This window comes from Sphingomonas insulae (assembly GCF_010450875.1).
Lineage (GTDB): Bacteria > Pseudomonadota > Alphaproteobacteria > Sphingomonadales > Sphingomonadaceae > Sphingomonas > Sphingomonas insulae.
Genome location: NZ_CP048422.1, coordinates 1,634,845 through 1,652,968 on the forward strand (window position 1 = coordinate 1,634,845; position 18,124 = coordinate 1,652,968).

At 66.3% G+C, this 18,124-nt stretch carries 13 protein-coding genes; 12 read left to right on the top strand and 1 reads right to left on the bottom strand.

Translation table 11 applies throughout. The features are described from left to right. The first annotated feature begins 22 nt into the window (after nt 1-22). Both GTH33_RS09295 and GTH33_RS09300 read left to right on the top strand, forming a co-directional pair. Nucleotides 23-538 carry an SH3 domain-containing protein gene (locus GTH33_RS09295; protein ID WP_163958166.1) on the top strand — a complete coding sequence of 172 codons (516 nt, stop codon included), beginning with the start codon at nt 23-25 and terminating at the stop codon, nt 536-538. A 73-nt stretch (nt 539-611) separates the two neighbouring features. Next, on the top strand, nt 612-1,076 hold the full coding sequence (locus GTH33_RS09300; RefSeq protein WP_163958167.1) for a hypothetical protein: 465 nt from the start codon (nt 612-614) through the stop codon (nt 1,074-1,076). Nucleotides 1,077-1,080: 4 nt separating this feature from the next. Here the strand turns inward: GTH33_RS09300 and GTH33_RS09305 are convergent, their stop codons facing one another. Continuing rightward, nucleotides 1,081-2,265, bottom strand: coding sequence for an acetyl-CoA C-acyltransferase (locus tag GTH33_RS09305; protein ID WP_163959833.1), 1,185 nt, complete (start codon nt 2,263-2,265; stop codon nt 1,081-1,083). A gap of 135 nt (nt 2,266-2,400) precedes the next feature. Between GTH33_RS09305 and GTH33_RS09310 the strand changes: the two genes are divergently transcribed. From GTH33_RS09310 to GTH33_RS09355, 10 genes are all read left to right on the top strand, one after another. Then, nucleotides 2,401-2,661 (top strand): hypothetical protein, encoded by a 261-nt coding sequence (locus tag GTH33_RS09310; protein WP_243848278.1) that lies wholly within the window; start codon nt 2,401-2,403, stop codon nt 2,659-2,661. A 1-nt stretch (nt 2,662) separates the two neighbouring features. Next, nucleotides 2,663-3,418: a prepilin peptidase gene (locus GTH33_RS09315; RefSeq protein WP_249055058.1), complete on the top strand. Its 756-nt coding sequence runs from the start codon at nt 2,663-2,665 to the stop codon at nt 3,416-3,418. Then, a complete protein-coding gene (locus GTH33_RS09320; protein WP_163958168.1) occupies nt 3,415-3,843 on the top strand; it encodes a hypothetical protein in 429 nt (142 codons plus the stop codon). Before GTH33_RS09315 ends, GTH33_RS09320 begins: the two co-directional genes overlap by 4 nt. Next, nucleotides 3,840-5,267 (top strand): coniferyl aldehyde dehydrogenase, encoded by a 1,428-nt coding sequence (locus GTH33_RS09325; RefSeq protein ID WP_163958169.1) that lies wholly within the window; start codon nt 3,840-3,842, stop codon nt 5,265-5,267. Before GTH33_RS09320 ends, GTH33_RS09325 begins: the two co-directional genes overlap by 4 nt. 348 nt (nt 5,268-5,615) lie before the next feature. Next, a complete protein-coding gene (locus tag GTH33_RS09330) occupies nt 5,616-7,685 on the top strand; it encodes an autotransporter assembly complex protein TamA (protein WP_249055060.1) in 2,070 nt (689 codons plus the stop codon). After that, nucleotides 7,685-11,929: a translocation/assembly module TamB domain-containing protein gene (locus GTH33_RS09335; RefSeq protein WP_163958171.1), complete on the top strand. Its 4,245-nt coding sequence runs from the start codon at nt 7,685-7,687 to the stop codon at nt 11,927-11,929. Before GTH33_RS09330 ends, GTH33_RS09335 begins: the two co-directional genes overlap by 1 nt. A 58-nt stretch (nt 11,930-11,987) precedes the next feature. After that, the gene (locus GTH33_RS09340) at nt 11,988-13,484 is read left to right on the top strand and encodes a flavin-containing monooxygenase (protein WP_163958172.1); all 1,497 of its coding nucleotides are present in this window, start codon (nt 11,988-11,990) and stop codon (nt 13,482-13,484) included. Nucleotides 13,485-13,884: 400 nt separating this feature from the next. Then, nucleotides 13,885-15,198, top strand: coding sequence for an EAL domain-containing protein (locus tag GTH33_RS09345; RefSeq protein ID WP_208404049.1), 1,314 nt, complete (start codon nt 13,885-13,887; stop codon nt 15,196-15,198). 29 nt (nt 15,199-15,227) lie between these two features. Then, nucleotides 15,228-17,666: an ATP-binding protein gene (locus GTH33_RS09350; protein ID WP_166753118.1), complete on the top strand. Its 2,439-nt coding sequence runs from the start codon at nt 15,228-15,230 to the stop codon at nt 17,664-17,666. Between the two features lie 58 nt (nt 17,667-17,724). Continuing rightward, a complete protein-coding gene (locus tag GTH33_RS09355; protein ID WP_163958173.1) occupies nt 17,725-18,114 on the top strand; it encodes a response regulator in 390 nt (129 codons plus the stop codon). Nucleotides 18,115-18,124 lie beyond the last annotated feature (10 nt).

Genomic DNA, 18,124 nt, shown 5'->3' on the forward strand with positions numbered 1-18,124 from the left:
CACAGGGAAAAGGACGGGAACGATGCGGCTTTGGCCTTTGGGGCGGCTTGGGGCTCTGGGTACATGTGCCATCGCCGGGCTGGCGATGCTGGCGGTGGATGGCAGCGCCCGGGCGGCGGAGGCCAAGAAGACGCTGCCATATTACGCCTCGATCAGCGCGGGGCGCGCGCGGATGCGGACCGGCCCGGATAAGACCTATCCGGCGAGTTGGCTGTATCAGCGTGCCGATCTGCCGGTGCGGGTGATCGCGACGTTCAAGCAATGGCGCAAGGTCGAGGACCCGGACGGTACGCAGGGCTGGATGCTTGCGGCGCTGCTGAGCGAGCGCCGCACGGCGATCGTCCGGGGGGTGCAGCCCGCCGACATGCTGGAGCGCCCCTCGGCCGGAGCGAAACTGTCCTGGCGGGCGGCGCCCGGTGTGGTCGGGCGACTGTCGGAGTGCGGCGGCGGCTGGTGCCGGCTCGACGTCAGGGGACAGGCGGGTTTCGTTAGCGTCGACACCCTGTGGGGAGTCGAAGGCGGCGAACGGCTACCCTGACAGACCGACCGGCATAACCGTATGTTAGGGCCGCCGCGGTAGCGATCATGCTTCGCCGGCAAAAGGCCCGATCATGACGCCTACCGAACCATTGCCGCTGCATCATAGCTGGCCGTTGATGGATGCCGACGAGCGGTTCGACCTGGGGCGGCTGCTGGATGATCCAAGGGGGGCTGGCGATACCTCGTCAGCACGGCCGATGGAAACGACGCCCGGCCTTTGGGCGTGCGATCTGGCCGACAATCGGCTGCACTGGTCGCGGGAAGTGTTTCGCCTGTTCGGCATGGACGACACAGCCGTTCCGGCGCGCATCGCGACGGTATCGCTATACGCCGAGGCGTCTCGCGCCGCGATGGAGCGGCTGCGAGCGCACGCCATCCGCCATCGCCGTGGTTTCACGCTGGACGTCGCGATCTTTCCCCATGACGCAGCACCATTGCGCTGGCTGCGGTTGATCGCCGCACCCGTGTGCGACGGTGGGCGGGTCGTCCGCCTGCATGGCTGCAAGTCGGACGTGACGCACCTTTACGGCCGCTGAGCTCTCACATCAGTTCCACGGCCATTGCCGTCGCCTCGCCCCCGCCGATGCAGAGCGAAGCCAGCCCGCGCTTTTGCCCGTTGGTCTGCAACGCCGACAGCAGTGTCGCAAGAATGCGGGCACCGCTCGCACCGATCGGATGACCAAGGGCACAGGCACCGCCATGGATGTTGAGCCGTGCCGGATCGAGGCCAAGATCGTGGATCGCAATCATCGCCACCACGGCAAAGGCTTCGTTCACCTCGAACAGGTCGACGTCGTCGCGAGTCCAGCCGGCGCGCTCCATCGCCTTGCGCATCGCAAAAACGGGTGCGGTGGTGAATTTCGCAGGATCGTGCGCGTGTGCCGCATGCGAGACGATACGGGCGATCGGGTTCAGACCGAGCCGTTCGGCGACACTGGCGCGGGTCATCACCAGTGCGGCGGCGCCGTCGGAGATCGAGGAGGCGTTGGCGGCGGTGATCGTGCCGTCACGCGAGAACGCGGGCTTCAGCGTCGGGATCTTGGCGACGTCTCCCTTGGCAGGCTGTTCGTCGAGGCTGACTGTCGAAATACCCTTGCGGCCCTTCACCTCAGCGGCGACGATCTCGCGGTCGAACGCGCCCGTATTTTGCGCCTTTTGCGCGCGATTGAGCGATTCAATCGCATAATCGTCCATCGCCTTCCGCGTGAACTGGTATTCGGCTGCGGTGTCCTCGGCGAAATTCCCCATCAGTTTTCCGGGTTCGTACGCATCCTCGAGCCCATCGAGATACATGTGGTCGTACATCGTGTCGTGGCCGATGCGGGCGCCGGCGCGATGCTTTTTCGAGAGATACGGCGCGTTGGTCATGCTCTCCATGCCGCCCGCGACCAGCATATCCACCGATCCCGCGGCGAGCGCATCCGCGGCCATGATCGCCGCCTGCATGCCCGAACCGCACATCTTGTTGACCGTCGTCGCCTCGACATGCGTGCCGAGGCCGGCGCCGATCGCGGCCTGGCGTGCCGGCGCCTGGCCCAGGCCGGCGGGCAACACGCAGCCCATATAGATGCGCTCGATCGCCGCGGCCGACGCACTTGAGCGCTCCACCGCGCCCTTCACCGCCGCCGCGCCGAGTTCGGTCGCGGAGGCACCCGACAGCGTGCCCTGGAACGAGCCCATCGGCGTGCGGGCATAGCCGAGGATGACGACGGGATCGGTGGACATGGGCTCTCCGGTGTTTTGAGTTGCCAGCCATCTAGGATGCGGGGCAGGGCGGGGCAATGAGCGTGTCCACCCCCGCCTGTCCTGCACACGCTAAATCCGGCCGGATCAATTCGGCGTGCCAAGCGCTGGGCGAGGATGAACGATTTTATCGAGCCGGTACGGTGGTTTGCGTCGATCAGCGGGATGATCGCCGCCACCGTCGTCGCACTGGACTGGGGGCGGCGGGACACCGGCTGGGCGATGGCCCTGTTTTGTTTGTCGGCATTGGCGTGGATCACCGGTGCGGTGCTGATGCGCGACTGGGCGCTGGGATCGCAGAACATCGTGTTGCTCGGCATCGATCTGCTCGGCGTCTATCGCTACCTGATCCGCGACCCGGAGCCCGGCGAGGCCTGACGTGAGTACGGCCCTGTTGTGGCCGATCCTTTTGGGGGCACTCGGGACGATCTTCGGCAGCTTCATCGCGGCGCTGGTCATCCGGTGGCCCCAGGGTCGATCGGTGATGCACGGCCGTTCCGCCTGCGATACGTGCGAGCGGCCCCTTCGGGCGGCAGAACTGGTTCCGCTGTTGAGCCATGTCGTGCAGCGTGGTCGATGCCGGGGCTGCGGCACCGCCATCGACCGGCGGCATGTCCGGACCGAATTGGCGGGGCTGGCGATCGGGGTGGTGGCCGGCGTGGTTGCGCCCGGCGCGGATGGCGTTGCCGGCGCTATCTTCGGCTTGCTCCTGCTGGCGCTCGCAGCGCTCGACATGACCGCATTCTGGTTGCCGGACCGGCTGACGGGCGCGCTGGCGGCGTGTGGCCTGATCGCCGGCGCGGCAGGGCTGGACCCGTTGCTTGCCGACCGCGTGATCGGCGGCATCGGCGGCTACGCGAGCCTTGCCGCGATCGCATGGGCATACAAGGCGCTGCGCCATCGCGACGGTATGGGCGGCGGCGATCCGAAGCTGTTCGGCGCGATCGGCCTATGGCTGGGGTGGCGCATGTTGCCGGCGGTGTTGGTGGTCGCAAGCCTGATCGGGCTGGGTGTCGCGCTGTTCGCGCACCTGACGCGCCGCGACATGACGCGCGACACCGCGCTGCCGTTCGGTGCGCTGCTCGCCGTGGCGGCTTACCCCGCGTGGATGGCCATGATAGTCGTTGGGCCATGATCGCGCTGTTGCTCGCCGTCGCGGCTCAAGCCGCTCCCGCCAACCCGCCGTCCGCCGCGCCGGCGCTGGGGCCGATCGGCCGACAGCAATTGCCGGAAAAAGGGTGTGCGGCATATCTGTGGAGCGCCGCCGACCGCCAGTTGGTCGCGATGGCGACGGCCGATCCGGCGACGATCCGCATCGCCATCGGCGGCAAGACGGTGGACCTGTCGCGCAGCGGCGGCGCGGGACCGGGGAAGCTCGGCTTTTCGGACGCCATCGAATACCGTCGCGACGACATCACCGCACGCCTGACGATGGAAGTCGTCCAGCAGGACGGCCTGACCGCCGGTGCGAAAGTGCCCACGGGATCGCTGCAGATCGACCGGACGGGACAAGACGGCATCGTCGTTCCCGTCGCCGGCCTGATCGGCTGTCGCGCATGAAGCTGGACGCGCTGCTGGCGGGGCAGCGCGCCGCCTTCACGACCGAACTGCCGGTGACGCTGGCGACGCGCAAGGATCGGCTGCGTCGGGCGGCCGCGATGATCCGCGACCACGCCGCCCGCTTCTGCGACGCTTTGAGCGAGGATTTCGGTCATCGCAGCCGCGATCAGTCGATGCTGACCGACATCGGCGGATCGATCGCGCCGATCGCGCATGCGCTACGGAAGCTGGACGGCTGGGCCAAACCGGAAAGGCGCGCCGTGCAATTTCCGCTTGGCCTGCTCGGCGCCCGTGCCTGGGTGGAATATCAGCCGAAAGGCGTCGTCGGCGTGATCGCGCCATGGAATTTCCCGGTCAACCTGGTGATGGGACCGGTCGCCGGTGCATTCGCCGCGGGCAATCGCGTGATGGTCAAGACGAGCGAGTTCACGCCTGCCACCGCCGCGTTGTTCGAAGAGGTGGTGGGCAGCTATTTCGCCCCGGACGAACTCGCCTTCGTGTCGGGCGGGCCCGACGTCGGCAAGGCGTTCGCCGCGTTACCCTTCGACCATCTGCTGTTCACCGGCGCGACCGGGATCGGCCGCCATATTCTGCATGCCGCGGCGGACAATCTGACGCCGGTGACGCTGGAACTGGGCGGCAAGAGCCCGGCGATCATCGGCGCCGACGCCGACCTGGCCCGCGCGACCGAACGGATCGCGATGGGCAAGATGCTGAACGCCGGCCAGATCTGCCTCGCCCCCGATTACGTACTGGCACCCGCGGCGCAGGAGCGGGCGGTGGTCGACGGGCTGAAGACGGCGGCGACGGCGATGTACCCGACGCTGCTCGCGAACCCGGACTACACGGCGATCATCAACGATGCGCATCATCAGCGGCTGACCGACTGGCTGGACGACGCCCGCGCCAAGGGCGCCCGCGTCGAGACGGTCAATCCGGCGAACGAGGATTTCGCCGCATCGAACAGCCGCAAGATGCCGTTGCATATCGTCACCGACGTCACCGACGATATGGTGCTGATGCAGGAGGAAATCTTCGGGCCGATCCTGCCGGTCGTCCGTTACGATGCCATCGACGATGCCATCGACGATGCCATCGCGCGGGTGAACCGCGGACCACGCCCCCTCGGCCTCTATCATTTCGGCCGGAATGCCGCCGAGCGTCGTACCGTACTCGACCGGACGATCTCGGGCGGCGTGACGCTGGACGATGTCGTGCTGCACGTTTCGATGGAGGATCTGCCATTCGGCGGCGTCGGCCCGTCAGGGATGGGCAGTTACCATGGCGTCGACGGGTTTCGCACCTTCAGCCATGCCAAGGCCGTATTCCGGCAGACGCGCTTCGATGTCGCAAAACTTGCCGGTCTGAAGCCTCCCTATGGCACGGCGCTCGCCCGGTCGGTCAAACGGCAGATGAAGGTTTAGCCGGCGCGGCGGGCATGTCGGGGGTGCCATCTTCATTGCGGCAAAAGCGCGGGCTAAGCCGTTGCGATGAAACTGTAATCTCGTCGCAACCCGGAAAAAGCCTTCGCTGCGATGCAACCAACATGACGGTATGGCGTTGTCGGATGGCTTGGGGGTGGATTCGAACGCGAACGCTCTCGCAAAGGGGAACGAACACGCGTGCGAGTATCGACCGGACGACATTACTGGCTTGCCATTGCCTTGGCCGCCGCGGCCCCTGCTTATGGACAGATCAATCGGCAGCAGGGCGTTGCCCCTGCGCGCGGCCCCGATGCCCCCAAGGCCGACACGGCTACGTCCGCAGATAGCGTGCAAACCGGCGTCACCGACCCGAATGGCAATGCGCCGATCGTCCCCGATAGCGAGTTCAATGCCGCCCTGCCGCCGCTCAGCGGCGACATCAACGCGCCGCTCGAGCCGATGCCCGCGGTACAGCAGCCGGCTAAAGCGGGTACGGCAGCCGCTCCCGCCAATACGCCGGTCGTGCAGCCGCCGCTGGTGAACCCGGACGGATCGCTGCCGGCCGCCGCGGCGGAGAACCCCGAACTGGCGCAGCCGCTGCAGCCGCTATCCACGTTCAACACCGCGCCGTTGCAGACCGCGGCCGACACCAAGGACGCCGATGCACCGCAGATCCGTTACGATACGGAGCTGAAGGGCTTGGAGAAGCTCGACCTTGCCGGACAGTTCAAGGCACTGTCGGCATTGCGCGAAGGCGGCGGAAAGGCCGCCAACGCGACGCAGGTCGCAGCCCGCGCGCGCGAGGACGAGGCGCTGGCCGTGCGGCTGATGAAGTCGCTGGGTTATTACGACGGCACCGCGACATCTCTGGTCGAGACGGTGCCCGATGCCACCGATGCCACCAAGCCCGCCCGGCTGCGGGCCATCGTCACGGCGACCCCGGGGCGGCTCTATACTCTGTCGTCCGTGGACATCGAGGCGCAACCGGTGACCCCGCCGGACCTGCTGCGTCGCAACCTGCCGCTCAAGGTCGGCGACCCGATCGAGGCGGCGCGCATCCAGGGCGCGGAGGCGAACGTCAGTCTGACGCTGCCGCAACAGGGCTATCCCTTCGTCAAGGTCGGCGATCGCGACATCCTGCTCGACGATCAGTCGGAAAAGGCGACCGGCGCCTATACCCTGCCGGTCGATACCGGCCCGCGGTCGAGCTTCGGCAATCTGGTCCCCGCCGGCGATCCGGTATTCGACCTGAAGCATCTCAACGTTTTTCCGCGTTTCAAGGACGGCGATCTGTACGACAGTCGCAAGACCGACGACCTGCGCGATGCGCTGGTCGCGACAGGCCTGTTTTCCAGCGTCGCGGTCGAACCGCAGCGAACGGCGCGGACCAATCCGGACGGCACCGAAGCGGTGGACCTGCTCGTGCGCCAGACCAAGGGGCCCGCGCGAACCCTGGCGGGCAGCGCCGGTTACTCGACAGGGCAGGGCATCAAGGCCGAGGGCAGCTGGACGCACCGCAACCTGTTCCCGCCAGAGGGCGCGCTGATCGGCACGATCGTCGCCGGTACCCAGGAACAGGGTGCGTCGGGCACGTTCCGCCGATCCAATGCCGGCAAACGCGACAAGACGTTCACCGCCATCGCCAGCGCCGTGCACCAGAATTACGATGCGTTCGATGCCTTTACCGGCACCCTGTCGGCACGGTGGAGCTATGTCTCGACCCCCATCTGGCAGAAGAGATTCACCTATTACTATGGCGGCGAACTGGTCGGGACGAACGAGAGCGTCTACGACTTCACCCAAGGCCGCAACGTCCGCCGCACCTATGGCATCGCGGCTTTGCCCGGCCAGGTGGAATGGGACACGTCGGACAGCCTGCTCAATCCGACGCGGGGCTATCGCTTGCGCCTGAACGTCAGCCCCGAAGGATCGGTGAGCGGCGGGTTCAAACCCTATGTCCGCACGCAGATCGAGGCGACCTATTATTATCCGGTGTCGACCAGCCTGGTGATCGCCGGCCGTGCACGCGCGGCATCGATCCAGGGTATCGCCCGCGACGATCTCGCCCCATCGCGGCGCTATTATGGCGGCGGCGGCGGCTCTGTCCGCGGCTATGGCTATCAACGGCTTGGGCCGTTCGATCCCAACGGCGATCCGGTCGGCGGCCGGTCGCTGAACGAATTCGCGCTGGAGGCGCGCTACCGGTTCGGCAATTTCGGCATCGTCCCGTTCGTCGATGCCGGCAACAGCTATGAATCGAGCTTGCCCAAGGGCTCCGAGCTGAAATTCGGCGCCGGTATCGGTGGCCGCTTCTACACCAACTTCGGGCCGATGCGGATCGACGTGGCGACCCCGCTCAATCCGCGTCCGGGCGACGGCAAGGTCGCCCTCTACATCTCGATCGGGCAGGCATTCTGATGGCGCAGGATAGTCCCGTGACCGAACCGACCGGCGATACGGTCGTCGCGACCAAGCGTCCGCTGTGGCAGCGTATCCTCAAATGGATCCTGTTCGTCGTGCTCGGCCTCGTCATATTGGTCGGGGCGGTGGTGCTGGGCATCAACACCGATCCCGGTCGCCGCTTCGTCGCCAACCGCATCGGCGGCTATACCACGGCGTCGGGGCTCAACATCAAGGTCGGGCGCATCGACGGGTCGCTGTACGGCCAGATGGTCCTGTCCGACGTGCGGGTCGCCGACCCCAAGGGCGTGTTCCTGACCAGCCCCCGGCTGAGCGTCGACTGGCGGCCGTTCGCGTTCGTCGACAACCATGTCGACGTGCGCACGCTGTCGACCGATCTGGTGACGCTCGCGCGCCGTCCGGAACTGAAGCAGACGCCCAGCGACCCGAATGCGCCGCTGCTGCCCGATCTCGACATCGACGTGAACCGGCTGCACGTCGGCCGGCTGGTGCTGGCAAAGCCGGTGACCGGCCAGACGCACATGGTCCGCATCGACGGCGCGGTGCACATCGCCGACCGTCGTGCGCAACTCGTCACCGATGCGGCCGCCCTGAAGGGCGCTGGCGTCGCCGGCGGCGATACGTTGCACCTCAAGCTGGATGCGGTGCCCGAGCAGAACAAGCTCGACATCGACATGAAACTGAACGCCCCGGTCGGCGGCGTCGTCGCGACCATGGGTTCGCTGAAAGCGCCGTTGACCGCGACGGTCGATGGGCGTGGCAGCTGGAAGGCGTGGCAGGGCAAGGCACTCGCCACGCTGGGCGGCGGGCAGCTCGCGAACCTCGACGTCAGTGCGCGCGATGGCCACATCCAGGTCCGCGGCTTCACCACGCCCGGTCTGTACCTGCAGGGGCCGGTCGAACGTCTGACCGTGCCGCGGCTGGACCTGGCGCTGGACACTACGCTCAATGACCGCAAGGCGGATACGCGGCTGACGCTGAAGTCGGACGCGCTGGCGGTCGATGCGGGCGGTCTGCTCGACCTCGCCAACAGCCGCTTCGGCAATTTCGCGGTGGATGCCAAGCTGCTGACGCCGGGCGCGATCGCCCCCAACCTGCGCGGGCGCGACGTGACCGCGCGTGTCGTCCTCGACGGTGCATTCGCGACGCCGACGGTCGACTATAAGGTGAAGGCCGCCGCGATCGGCTTCGGCACGACCACGGTCGAGAATGTCTATGCCGAAGGCCTGGCGCGGGTGAACGCGGACCGCATTCTGGTGCCGGTCAACGCCCGTGCGCGCCGGGTCACCGGATTGAATGCCGCCATTGGCGGGCTGGCGAACAACGTCCGCATCCAGGGCGACTTTGCGATCGCGATGCCGAACATCCTGTCGGACAATCTGCGTATCCGGTCGGACAATATCGACGCGACCGCAGTGATCGTCGCCAACACCCAAACGGGCCGCTACACCGGCGCGCTGAAGGGGCGGGTCAACAACTACCGGCTCGACAGCATCGGCATTCTCAACCTGTCGACCGACGCCAAACTGGTGCCGGGCGCCAATGGCGGGTTCGGGATCACCGGCCGCGTCGTCGCGCAGACCAAGCAGCTGTTCAACAGTGGCGTGCGCGACTTCCTCGGCGGCAATGCGATCGTACGCAGCGACATCGGCTACAGCCCGGAAGGTATCGTCACCTTCCGCAACCTGCGGATGAGCGCGCCAGGATTCCGGATCACCCGCGGCGAGGGCCGGTTCGATCCGGCGAACGGCAGCGTGCTGGTCAACGCCGAAGCCTATTCGGCGCAATACGGGCCATTGTCCGCCCGCGTCACCGGCAGCGCCACCGCGCCCGTCGTGGTGCTGCGCGCGGCCCGACCGGGCGTCGGCATCGGGCTGGTCAACCTCAATGCGCGCGTTGTCGGGCGTAACGGGGCGTATGCCGTCACCGCCAGCGGTGGGACCGATTATGGCCCGTTCACCGCCGACGTGCTGGTCCGGCCGAGCCCGCAGCTCACCGTCGACGTCAACCGCGTCGTGCTGGGCGGCATCGCCGCGCATGGACGCATCGCCGCGACCGCAGCGGGGCCGTTCGCCGGATCGCTGCAGTTCGCGGGGCGCGGTGTGAGTGGTAGCGTGAAGCTGGGCAACCAGGGCGGTTATCAGCGCGCCGATGTCGCCGCACGTGCCTATAACGCCAGCATTCCCGGCGTCGCGGACTTCACCATCGGCCGTGCGATCGTCACCGGCAACGTCGTGATGTTCCCCAAGGCGCCGCAGGTGATCGCCGACGTCCAGGTCGCTGACACCCGCTACAATGCCTTCGTCATCCAGGCGATGCGCGCCAAGGTGAACTATGTCGGCGGTCGCGGCACCGCGCAGGCGCTGCTCACCGGGTCGAGCGGTGTGCCGTTGCGGGTCGCCGTCAACGCGCAATTGTCGCCGGGCAATTATCTAGTCGCCGCGCAGGGTCAGGCGAACAACATCCCGTTCCATACGGTCAATCCGGCGCGCATCACGTCGGTGGCAAGCGCCTATCGCCTTGCGGCGACGCGGATCGACTTCGGCCAGGGGCCGACGGCCGGATCGGCGCGTATCGCCGGTTCGTTCGGCGGCGGCATCACCGCGGCGCAGGCCCGCCTCGATCGGCTCAACCTGTCGATGCTGTCGGCATTCGTGCCCGATCTGGGCTTGTCCGGTGCCGTTACCGGCAGCCTGGACTATCGCCAGCAGGGCAGCGCGATACCGGCCGCCGACGCACGATTGGCGATCAGCGGGTTCCAGCGCACCGGGCTCGCCGCGGTGTCCGAGCCGGTCGATGTGCAGTTCGTCGGCCGTCTCGTCCCCGATGGCGGCGAAGCGCGGGCGCTGATCAAACGCGGGCCGAATACCATCGGTCGCCTGCTCGCGACGCTTCGTCCGTTGCCGCCGGGTGCCGGATCCTGGACGATGCGCCTGATGCAGGCGCCGCTGTCCGGCGGTATCCGCTACAACGGCCCGTCGGCAGTGCTGTTCAGCCTCGCCGCACTGCCGCAGCAGCAATTGTCCGGGCCGATCGCGGTCGCTGCTGACTTTTCGGGCCGGGTATCCGCACCGCAGCTGAACGGCCTGATCCGTGCCGACAACCTCACCTACGACAACGAGACCTTCGGTACCCGCTTGTCGCAGATGAAGATCGCGGCCCGGTTCTCCAACGATCGGCTCGAACTGACCAACCTGTCCGCGCGCGCCGGCAGCGGCACCGTGCAGGCCCAGGGCAGCGTTGGCCTGGCGGCGGATAGCGGCTTCCCGATCGACCTGCGCGCCAAGCTGGACAATGCGCAGCTTGCCAAGAGTGACGCGCTGGCGGCGACGACGTCGGGTGATATCCTGTTCACCTATGGCCGTGACGGCGGGCTGTTGCAGGGCAACCTGAACATTCCCGAGGCCCGCTATCAGATCATCCGGCAGGGTTCGGCAGAGGTCCCTGAACTCACGGGCATTCGGCGCAAGAGCCAATTGGTCACCGTGCGGCCCACCGACCGGCCGAAACCGGCGCCGATCAGCGTCATCAAACTCGATCTGACGGTACGTGCTGCCAACCAGCTGTTCGTGTCCGGCATGGGCCTCGAATCCGAGTGGGAGATGAACCTGAAGGTGGGCGGCACCTCCGCGGCGCCGGTGATTGCCGGCGGCCTCGATCTGGTGCGCGGGACCTATTCGTTCGCGGGCAAGCGCTTCGAGGTGACGCGCGGCACCATCCGCTTCCGGGGTGGTCAGCTGACCGACCCGGACATCAACATCCAGGCGTCGACCACCGTCAACGGGATCACCGCGGTCATCGCGATCACCGGCACCGGCCAGCGTCCACAGATCGCCTTCACCTCCACCCCGGCGCTGCCGCAGGACGAGGTGCTCAGCCGCCTGTTGTTCGGTACCAACCCCGAAAACCTGTCGGCGACCGAGGCGATCCAGCTGGCCAGTGCGCTCAACTCGCTGCGCGGGTCGGGCGGGGGCGGGCTCAACCCGCTCGGCAAGCTACGCTCGGCGACGGGATTCGATCGCCTGCGTGTGCTGGGCGCCGACGAGGCGAGCGGTCGCGGCACCAGCCTGGCGGCGGGCAAGTACCTGACCGACGACATCTACGTCGAGATCGTGACCGATGCCCGCGGCTTCACCGCCACGCAGCTGGAGATCGCACTGACGCGGGCTTTGAGCCTGCTCACCTCCACCGGATCGGCCGGCGGATCGGATGCCCGACTGAAATATTCGAAAGACTATTGAGGCCGATTGCGATAGGCCTCTCCACGAAAACCGAATAACGGGTATGGTGGAGAGGTTGATGGTCGAGCATGTCGACGTAGTCGTGGTGGGTGCCGGTATATCCGGGATCGGGCAGGGCTATCACTTGCAGACGCGCTGCCCGGATCGCAGCTATGTGATCCTCGAAGGGCGGTCCGCGATCGGTGGCACCTGGGACCTGTTTCGCTATCCGGGTATCCGTTCCGACAGCGACATGCACACACTGGGCTTCTCGTTCCACCCGTGGACGAACGCCAAGTCGATCGCGGACGGCCCGTCGATCCGCAGCTATGTTGAGGAAACTGCCCGCTGCTACGGCATTGATCGGCATATCCGCTTCCGCCACCACGTCACCAGTGCCGCATGGTCGACCGAGGATGCGCGCTGGACCGTTGCGGTCACCGGCCCCGAAGGGCAGCCACTGGTGTTCACATGCAACTTCCTGTGCATGTGTTCAGGCTATTACAATTACGCCAAGGGCTACACGCCCGAATTCGCCGGAGCCGAACGCTTCGGCGGGCGGATCGTCCATCCGCAATTGTGGCCGGAAGACCTCGATTACGCCGGCAAGCGCGTGGTCGTGATCGGCAGTGGCGCGACGGCGGTGACGCTGGTGCCCGAAATGGCCAGGACGGCGGCGCATGTCACGATGTTGCAGCGGTCGCCCACCTACGTCGTCTCCCGGCCGGCGGAGGACAAAGTCGCCAACTGGCTACGCGGCAAGCTTCCCGCCAAGGCCGCCTATGGCGTGACCCGCTGGAAGAACGTGCTGACCAGCATGGTCTTCTATCGCATCGCCAAGAAACAGCCCGAGAAGTTCAAGCAGCGCCTGATCAATATGGTGCGCGACCATCTGGGTCCCGACTATGACGTCGATACCCACTTCACGCCCCGCTACAATCCCTGGGACCAGCGGTTATGCCTGGTTCCCGATGCCGATCTGTTCGAAAGCATCAAGCGCGGCGATGCCGCCGTGATGACCGGCACGATCGACGGGTTCACGGAAACCGGCATCCACCTGTCTTCGGGCGAAGACCTGCCCGCCGATATCGTCGTCACGGCAACCGGACTGGAACTCCAGTTGCTCAGCGACGTCCGCTTCAGCAAGGACGGTGCGCCGATCGATCTGTCGAAAGCACTCCAATATAAAGGGATGATGTTCTCGGACGTCCCGAATCTCGCCTATACGTTCGGGTATACCAATGCCTCGTGGACGTTGAAGGCGGATCTGGTGGCGACCTATGTCTGTCGCCTGCTGAACACGATGAAGAAGCGCGGGCTGCGCCAGGCGACCCCGCATAACAGCGATGCGAGCATGGCGACGGAACCGTTCGTCGATTTCAGTTCAGGCTACATCCAGCGCGCCGAGCACAAACTGCCAAAGCAGGGCGCACGCAAGCCGTGGAAGCTCAACCAGAACTACGCGCTCGACATCCTCGCGCTACGTCTGGGTTCCGTCGACGACGATATGGAGTTCGGCAATCCCGCCAACGGGCGTGGACACAATGCCGCGCTACGGTCCGTCGGCGCCATGTGAAGACGCCTGAACAGGCTCGTTTTTCAGAAGCAGATGGTCACGTGCGCTCGCGGCTATCGTGACATGTCTAGCTTACTGCGCAGCGCGGACCAGGATGCCCTGGTTCGCAGCCATAAATATGCGCCATCAAAAGCGGCTCGAGGGCCCGTTCATCGGACGGATCGCCCGTCAACCGGTCACTCGAGCCGCAACGTCTTTACCAGGGCGGAATGTTAACGTGAATGGCCGCCAGCAGCTCTGCAAAAAATGCGTACATGCTAATCTCCCTTATCGTGGCATCGTTAGATGCACGTTAATCTTAACGTAAAATTAAGCACGTTTCAACGCGGATTACGGGGCGTCCGCCGGGGGCGCTGCGGTTAAAGATATCTTCAGGTCTGTGCCCTAGGCCGTTGGGGTCATGACCGCTGCGGCTCGCACAGATTCATCGGAAGCGTCGTCCGCTGCGGCAGGCGACCCGGTCGAGCACATCTCCGGCGAGATCTACCGATTCCATCTGCTGATCGAGATTGCGAATTTCCAGCACCTGCGCCGCGCGATCGGCTGCGAGCGGTCGGAGCTTCTTGCAGGGCTCGTCAGCGAGCGAGTCGGGCGGGTCATCGCCAACGGCAGCGTCGCCATCATCGGCAGAACGCAGATCGCCTGTTCGTTCCGGGATGTCGGCGTTCAGGCCATCGATCGACGCATCGCGGCGATCGACAAGGCGATCGGGCAGCCGTTCGCGCTGGACGATCAACTGGTCACGATCGAATTGACCTACGGCGGCGCCAGCGCGCCCGCCGCCCATGTCGACGACGTCGAGATCATCGAGCAGGCCGAATCCGCCCTGGCTGAGGCGCGCGTCGAATATCGGGTCGTGACCCACACGGTTCCACCCCGCACGCGATTGGATACCATCCAGTTGGCGCGCGAACTGGATGCGGCGATCGATCGGGAAGAACTCGTCCTGCACTATCAGCCGAAGGTGCATGTGCGGCGACAGGAGATCACGAGCGCCGAGGCGCTGGTGCGCTGGCGGCATCCCACGCGCGGTCTGGTCATGCCCAACGACTTCATTCCCGTCGCAGAGGAATGCCAGCTGATCGATCGCATGACGCTGTGGACCATCCGTCGCGCCATCGCCGACCAGCGTGCGCTCGCGACTCGCGGACATGATCTGCGGCTGTTCATCAACATCGCCGGTCAATTGCTCGCCGACACGGCGTTCGTGCGGGAGGCTTGCGATCTGGTCGGCGGCAGCGACGCCAAACTGGGTTTCGAGATCACCGAAACCTCGGTCATTCGCGACCCCGCCAGTGCCATCGCGAACCTTCAGATTTTCGCGGATTTCGGCATAACCATCGCCATCGACGATTATGGTGCCGGTCTGTCGTCACTGGCCTATCTGAAGCAACTGCCCGCGCGCGAACTGAAGATCGACAAGCTGTTCGTCACGCAATTGACCAGTTCCAACCGCGATCCGCTGATCGTGCGATCCACCATCGACCTGGCCCACGCGCTGGAGATGGAAGTCGTTGCCGAGGGCGTCGAAACCCATGCGGCACTCGCGCTGTTGACGGTGATGGGCTGCGACATGGTGCAGGGATTCCTGATCAGCCGTCCGGTCGTATTCGATTCGCTCGTGCAATATCTCGAGGATGGACGACATCGGGCACCGGCGCCCGATCCGCTTGCCGCGTTCGGCGGTTTCGCCGCGCACCGCCGGCTCGCTTGAGGCGTGCGCCGGTGACGGGGCGCAGACCCATGGCGACCCGCATGACGATGCCGATGCTGGCGTTCGCCGCCGCATCGCTGGCGGTGCCGGCCGTGGCACAGGGCGTCGGCCCGGACCGTTTCGACGCGCTGGTCGCGGATGCGAAGGCGACCATGCTGGTCGATCCGCACCGCTCCGTGGACAAGGCGCGCGAGGCGGAGGCGTTCGCCGCCAGGCAACCGCCGTCGACGGCGCGATCGCTGATGGGGGCGACCGCGATGTGGCTGCACGGCGAGGCGTTGATGCGGCTGGGCGACGCGCGGAATGCGAAACCGCTGATCGACGGCGCCGTGCGGGTCGCGGCATCGCAGGCGCCGGGATCGAAGCTGAACGGCGATGCGCTGCTGTCCAGGGGATGGATCAATACGGTCCAGGCCCGGGTCGCTGCGGCACTGGGCGATTATCAGCGCGCCCACGCGATATTCCAGGCACTCGGCGAGACGCGCAGCCAGGCAAAGGCGTTGCAGGCGATCGGTTCGCTCTATGTCGACGCGAACGACAACACGAACGCGTTGCGCTATTTCGATCAGGCGCTGTCGGTATACAAATCCGATCCGATGCTCGCGCTGACCCTGTACAACAATCGGGGCAACGCGTTGAATGGCCTGGATCGTTTCCACGAGGCCGAAGCGCAGTTTCGCCAGGCGCTGGCGCTGACGGAGACGATCGGTAGCCCGATGCTGCGCGTGCTGGTGCTGGGCAACATCGCCGAAGCGCGGTTGCTGGATCACGATGTGGCCGGGGCGCAGCGCGCGATCGACGAGGGCCTGCGCCTGTCGAGCGGCGGCGAGGCGGTCGAATATCGGCACATGCTGGTCGCACTGGCGGCGCAGGCGGCATTCCAGCGCGGCGACCTGCCCGCGGCGACGCAGCTGATCGACCAGCGATTTGCGGGCGAGGATTTCGCCAAGTCCACGCTCAACGATCGCGAGGCGCATCGCACGGCCTATATGATCTATAGTCGCACCGGCGCGCACGACCTGGCGTTGCAGCACCTGGTGACGCTGAAGCGACTGGACGACGAGGCGACGACGCTGGCGCGGTCGACGGGCGCGGCGCTGATGGCCGCCCGCTTCGATTTCGCCAATCAGGAATTGAAGATCGCCAACCTGCAACGCGACGAAGCGCGCCGGAACGTGGCGTTCGAACAGGCGCGTACCCGCACACAGCGCAACATCTTCCTGGGCGTCGCGGCGGCGGCGGCGCTGATCGTGGCATTGCTGGCCTTCGGCATCGTCGCCCTGCGTCGCAGCCGCAACAAGGTTCGCGCCGCCAACGCCGACCTTGCGGTCACCAACACCGCGCTGGGCAAGGCGCTGGCCGCCAAGACCGAATTCCTCGCAACCACCAGCCACGAAATCCGCACGCCGCTCAACGGTATCCTGGGCATGACGCAGGTGATGCTCGCCGACCGCGGCGTTGCGGGGGCGACGCGCGACCGGCTTACCGTCGTGCACAGCGCTGGCATCACGATGCGCGCGCTGGTGGACGACATCCTCGACGTCGCCAAGATGGAAACCGGCAATCTGGTGATCGAGGCGGCGCCGTTCGACCTCGATGCGATGCTGCGCGATTCGACACGCCTGTGGGACGATCAGGCGCGCGCCAAGGGCCTGACCTTCACGCGGGACCTGGCGACATGTCCGGGCATGATCGTCGGCGATGCAGTCCGCCTGCGCCAGATCGTCTTCAACCTGATGTCGAACGCGCTGAAATTCACGGCCACCGGCGGCGTATCGTTGCGCGTGGCAACGGCCGGCGACGACCGGCTGCAAATCATGATCGAGGACACAGGCGTCGGCATCGCACCCGACAAGTGCGACGAGATTTTCGAATCGTTCCGCCAGGCCGACACCAGTACGACACGCCAGTTCGGCGGTACCGGCCTGGGGCTGTCGATCTGTCGCAACCTCGCCCGTGCGATGGGCGGCGACGTGACCGTGGCGAGCACGCCCGGCGCGGGATCGCGCTTCACCGTCGACCTGCCGCTGGTGCGCGCGCCCTCCATCGACGCCGCGGGAGCGGGCGCGGGCGCGGGCGCGGCGCCCGGCCTGCTGATCGTGGAGCGCAGTCCGATCACGCGCAGCATGCTGAAAACGCTGCTCCTGCCGCATGCGGGGGAGGTCGCAGTGGCGGCGTCGCTGGACGAGGCGTTGCCGATCCTGGAGCGTGGCGGTGTCGAACGGCTGCTGGTCGATGCCGCCGTGCTGTCCGCCACCGGCGATGTCGCGACCGCGGCAAACAGGCTGGTGCAGGCGGCGGGGGCCGCGCGGATCGTCGTCCTGTGGCCCGCCGACAGCGACCCCGATCGTGACGGTATCGCAATGAAGCCCTGTTTTACGAATGTTATCAAGCCGGTCAGCGGGGCTTCACTCGTCGCATCGGTGTATCCGCCAGATGATCTCGCCCTTGTGTCGCGGGCGGCATGAAGCGTAGACGCAAGACCATGCTTCCGACGCGATTGCCCTTCATGCAGCTGTCTGGACGATGAACGTCCTGTTTATCGAAGACGACCGGATGAACCGGCGCGTCGTTCGGGACATGCTCGACGTCGCCGGTGCGAGCATGATGGAGGCGGAAAGCGCGGAAGAGGGCCTGGCCGCCCTGGATGCGCAGACGTTCGACATGCTGCTGATCGACCTGCGCATGCCGGGCATGGACGGTATCACCGCGATCGAACACATCAGGGCGCGAAACGATGCTAAGGCGACGGTTCCGATCATCGTCATCACCGCCGACACGGCGCTGGACCTGCGCGAACGGTGCATCGCGGCGGGGGCGGACGAGGTGTTGTTCAAGCCCGTGGCGATGGACGCCCTGTTCGAGGCGATGGGACGCATCCTGGCGCGCGACGCGCAGGACGGCATGATCGTCTGATCCGCAACGT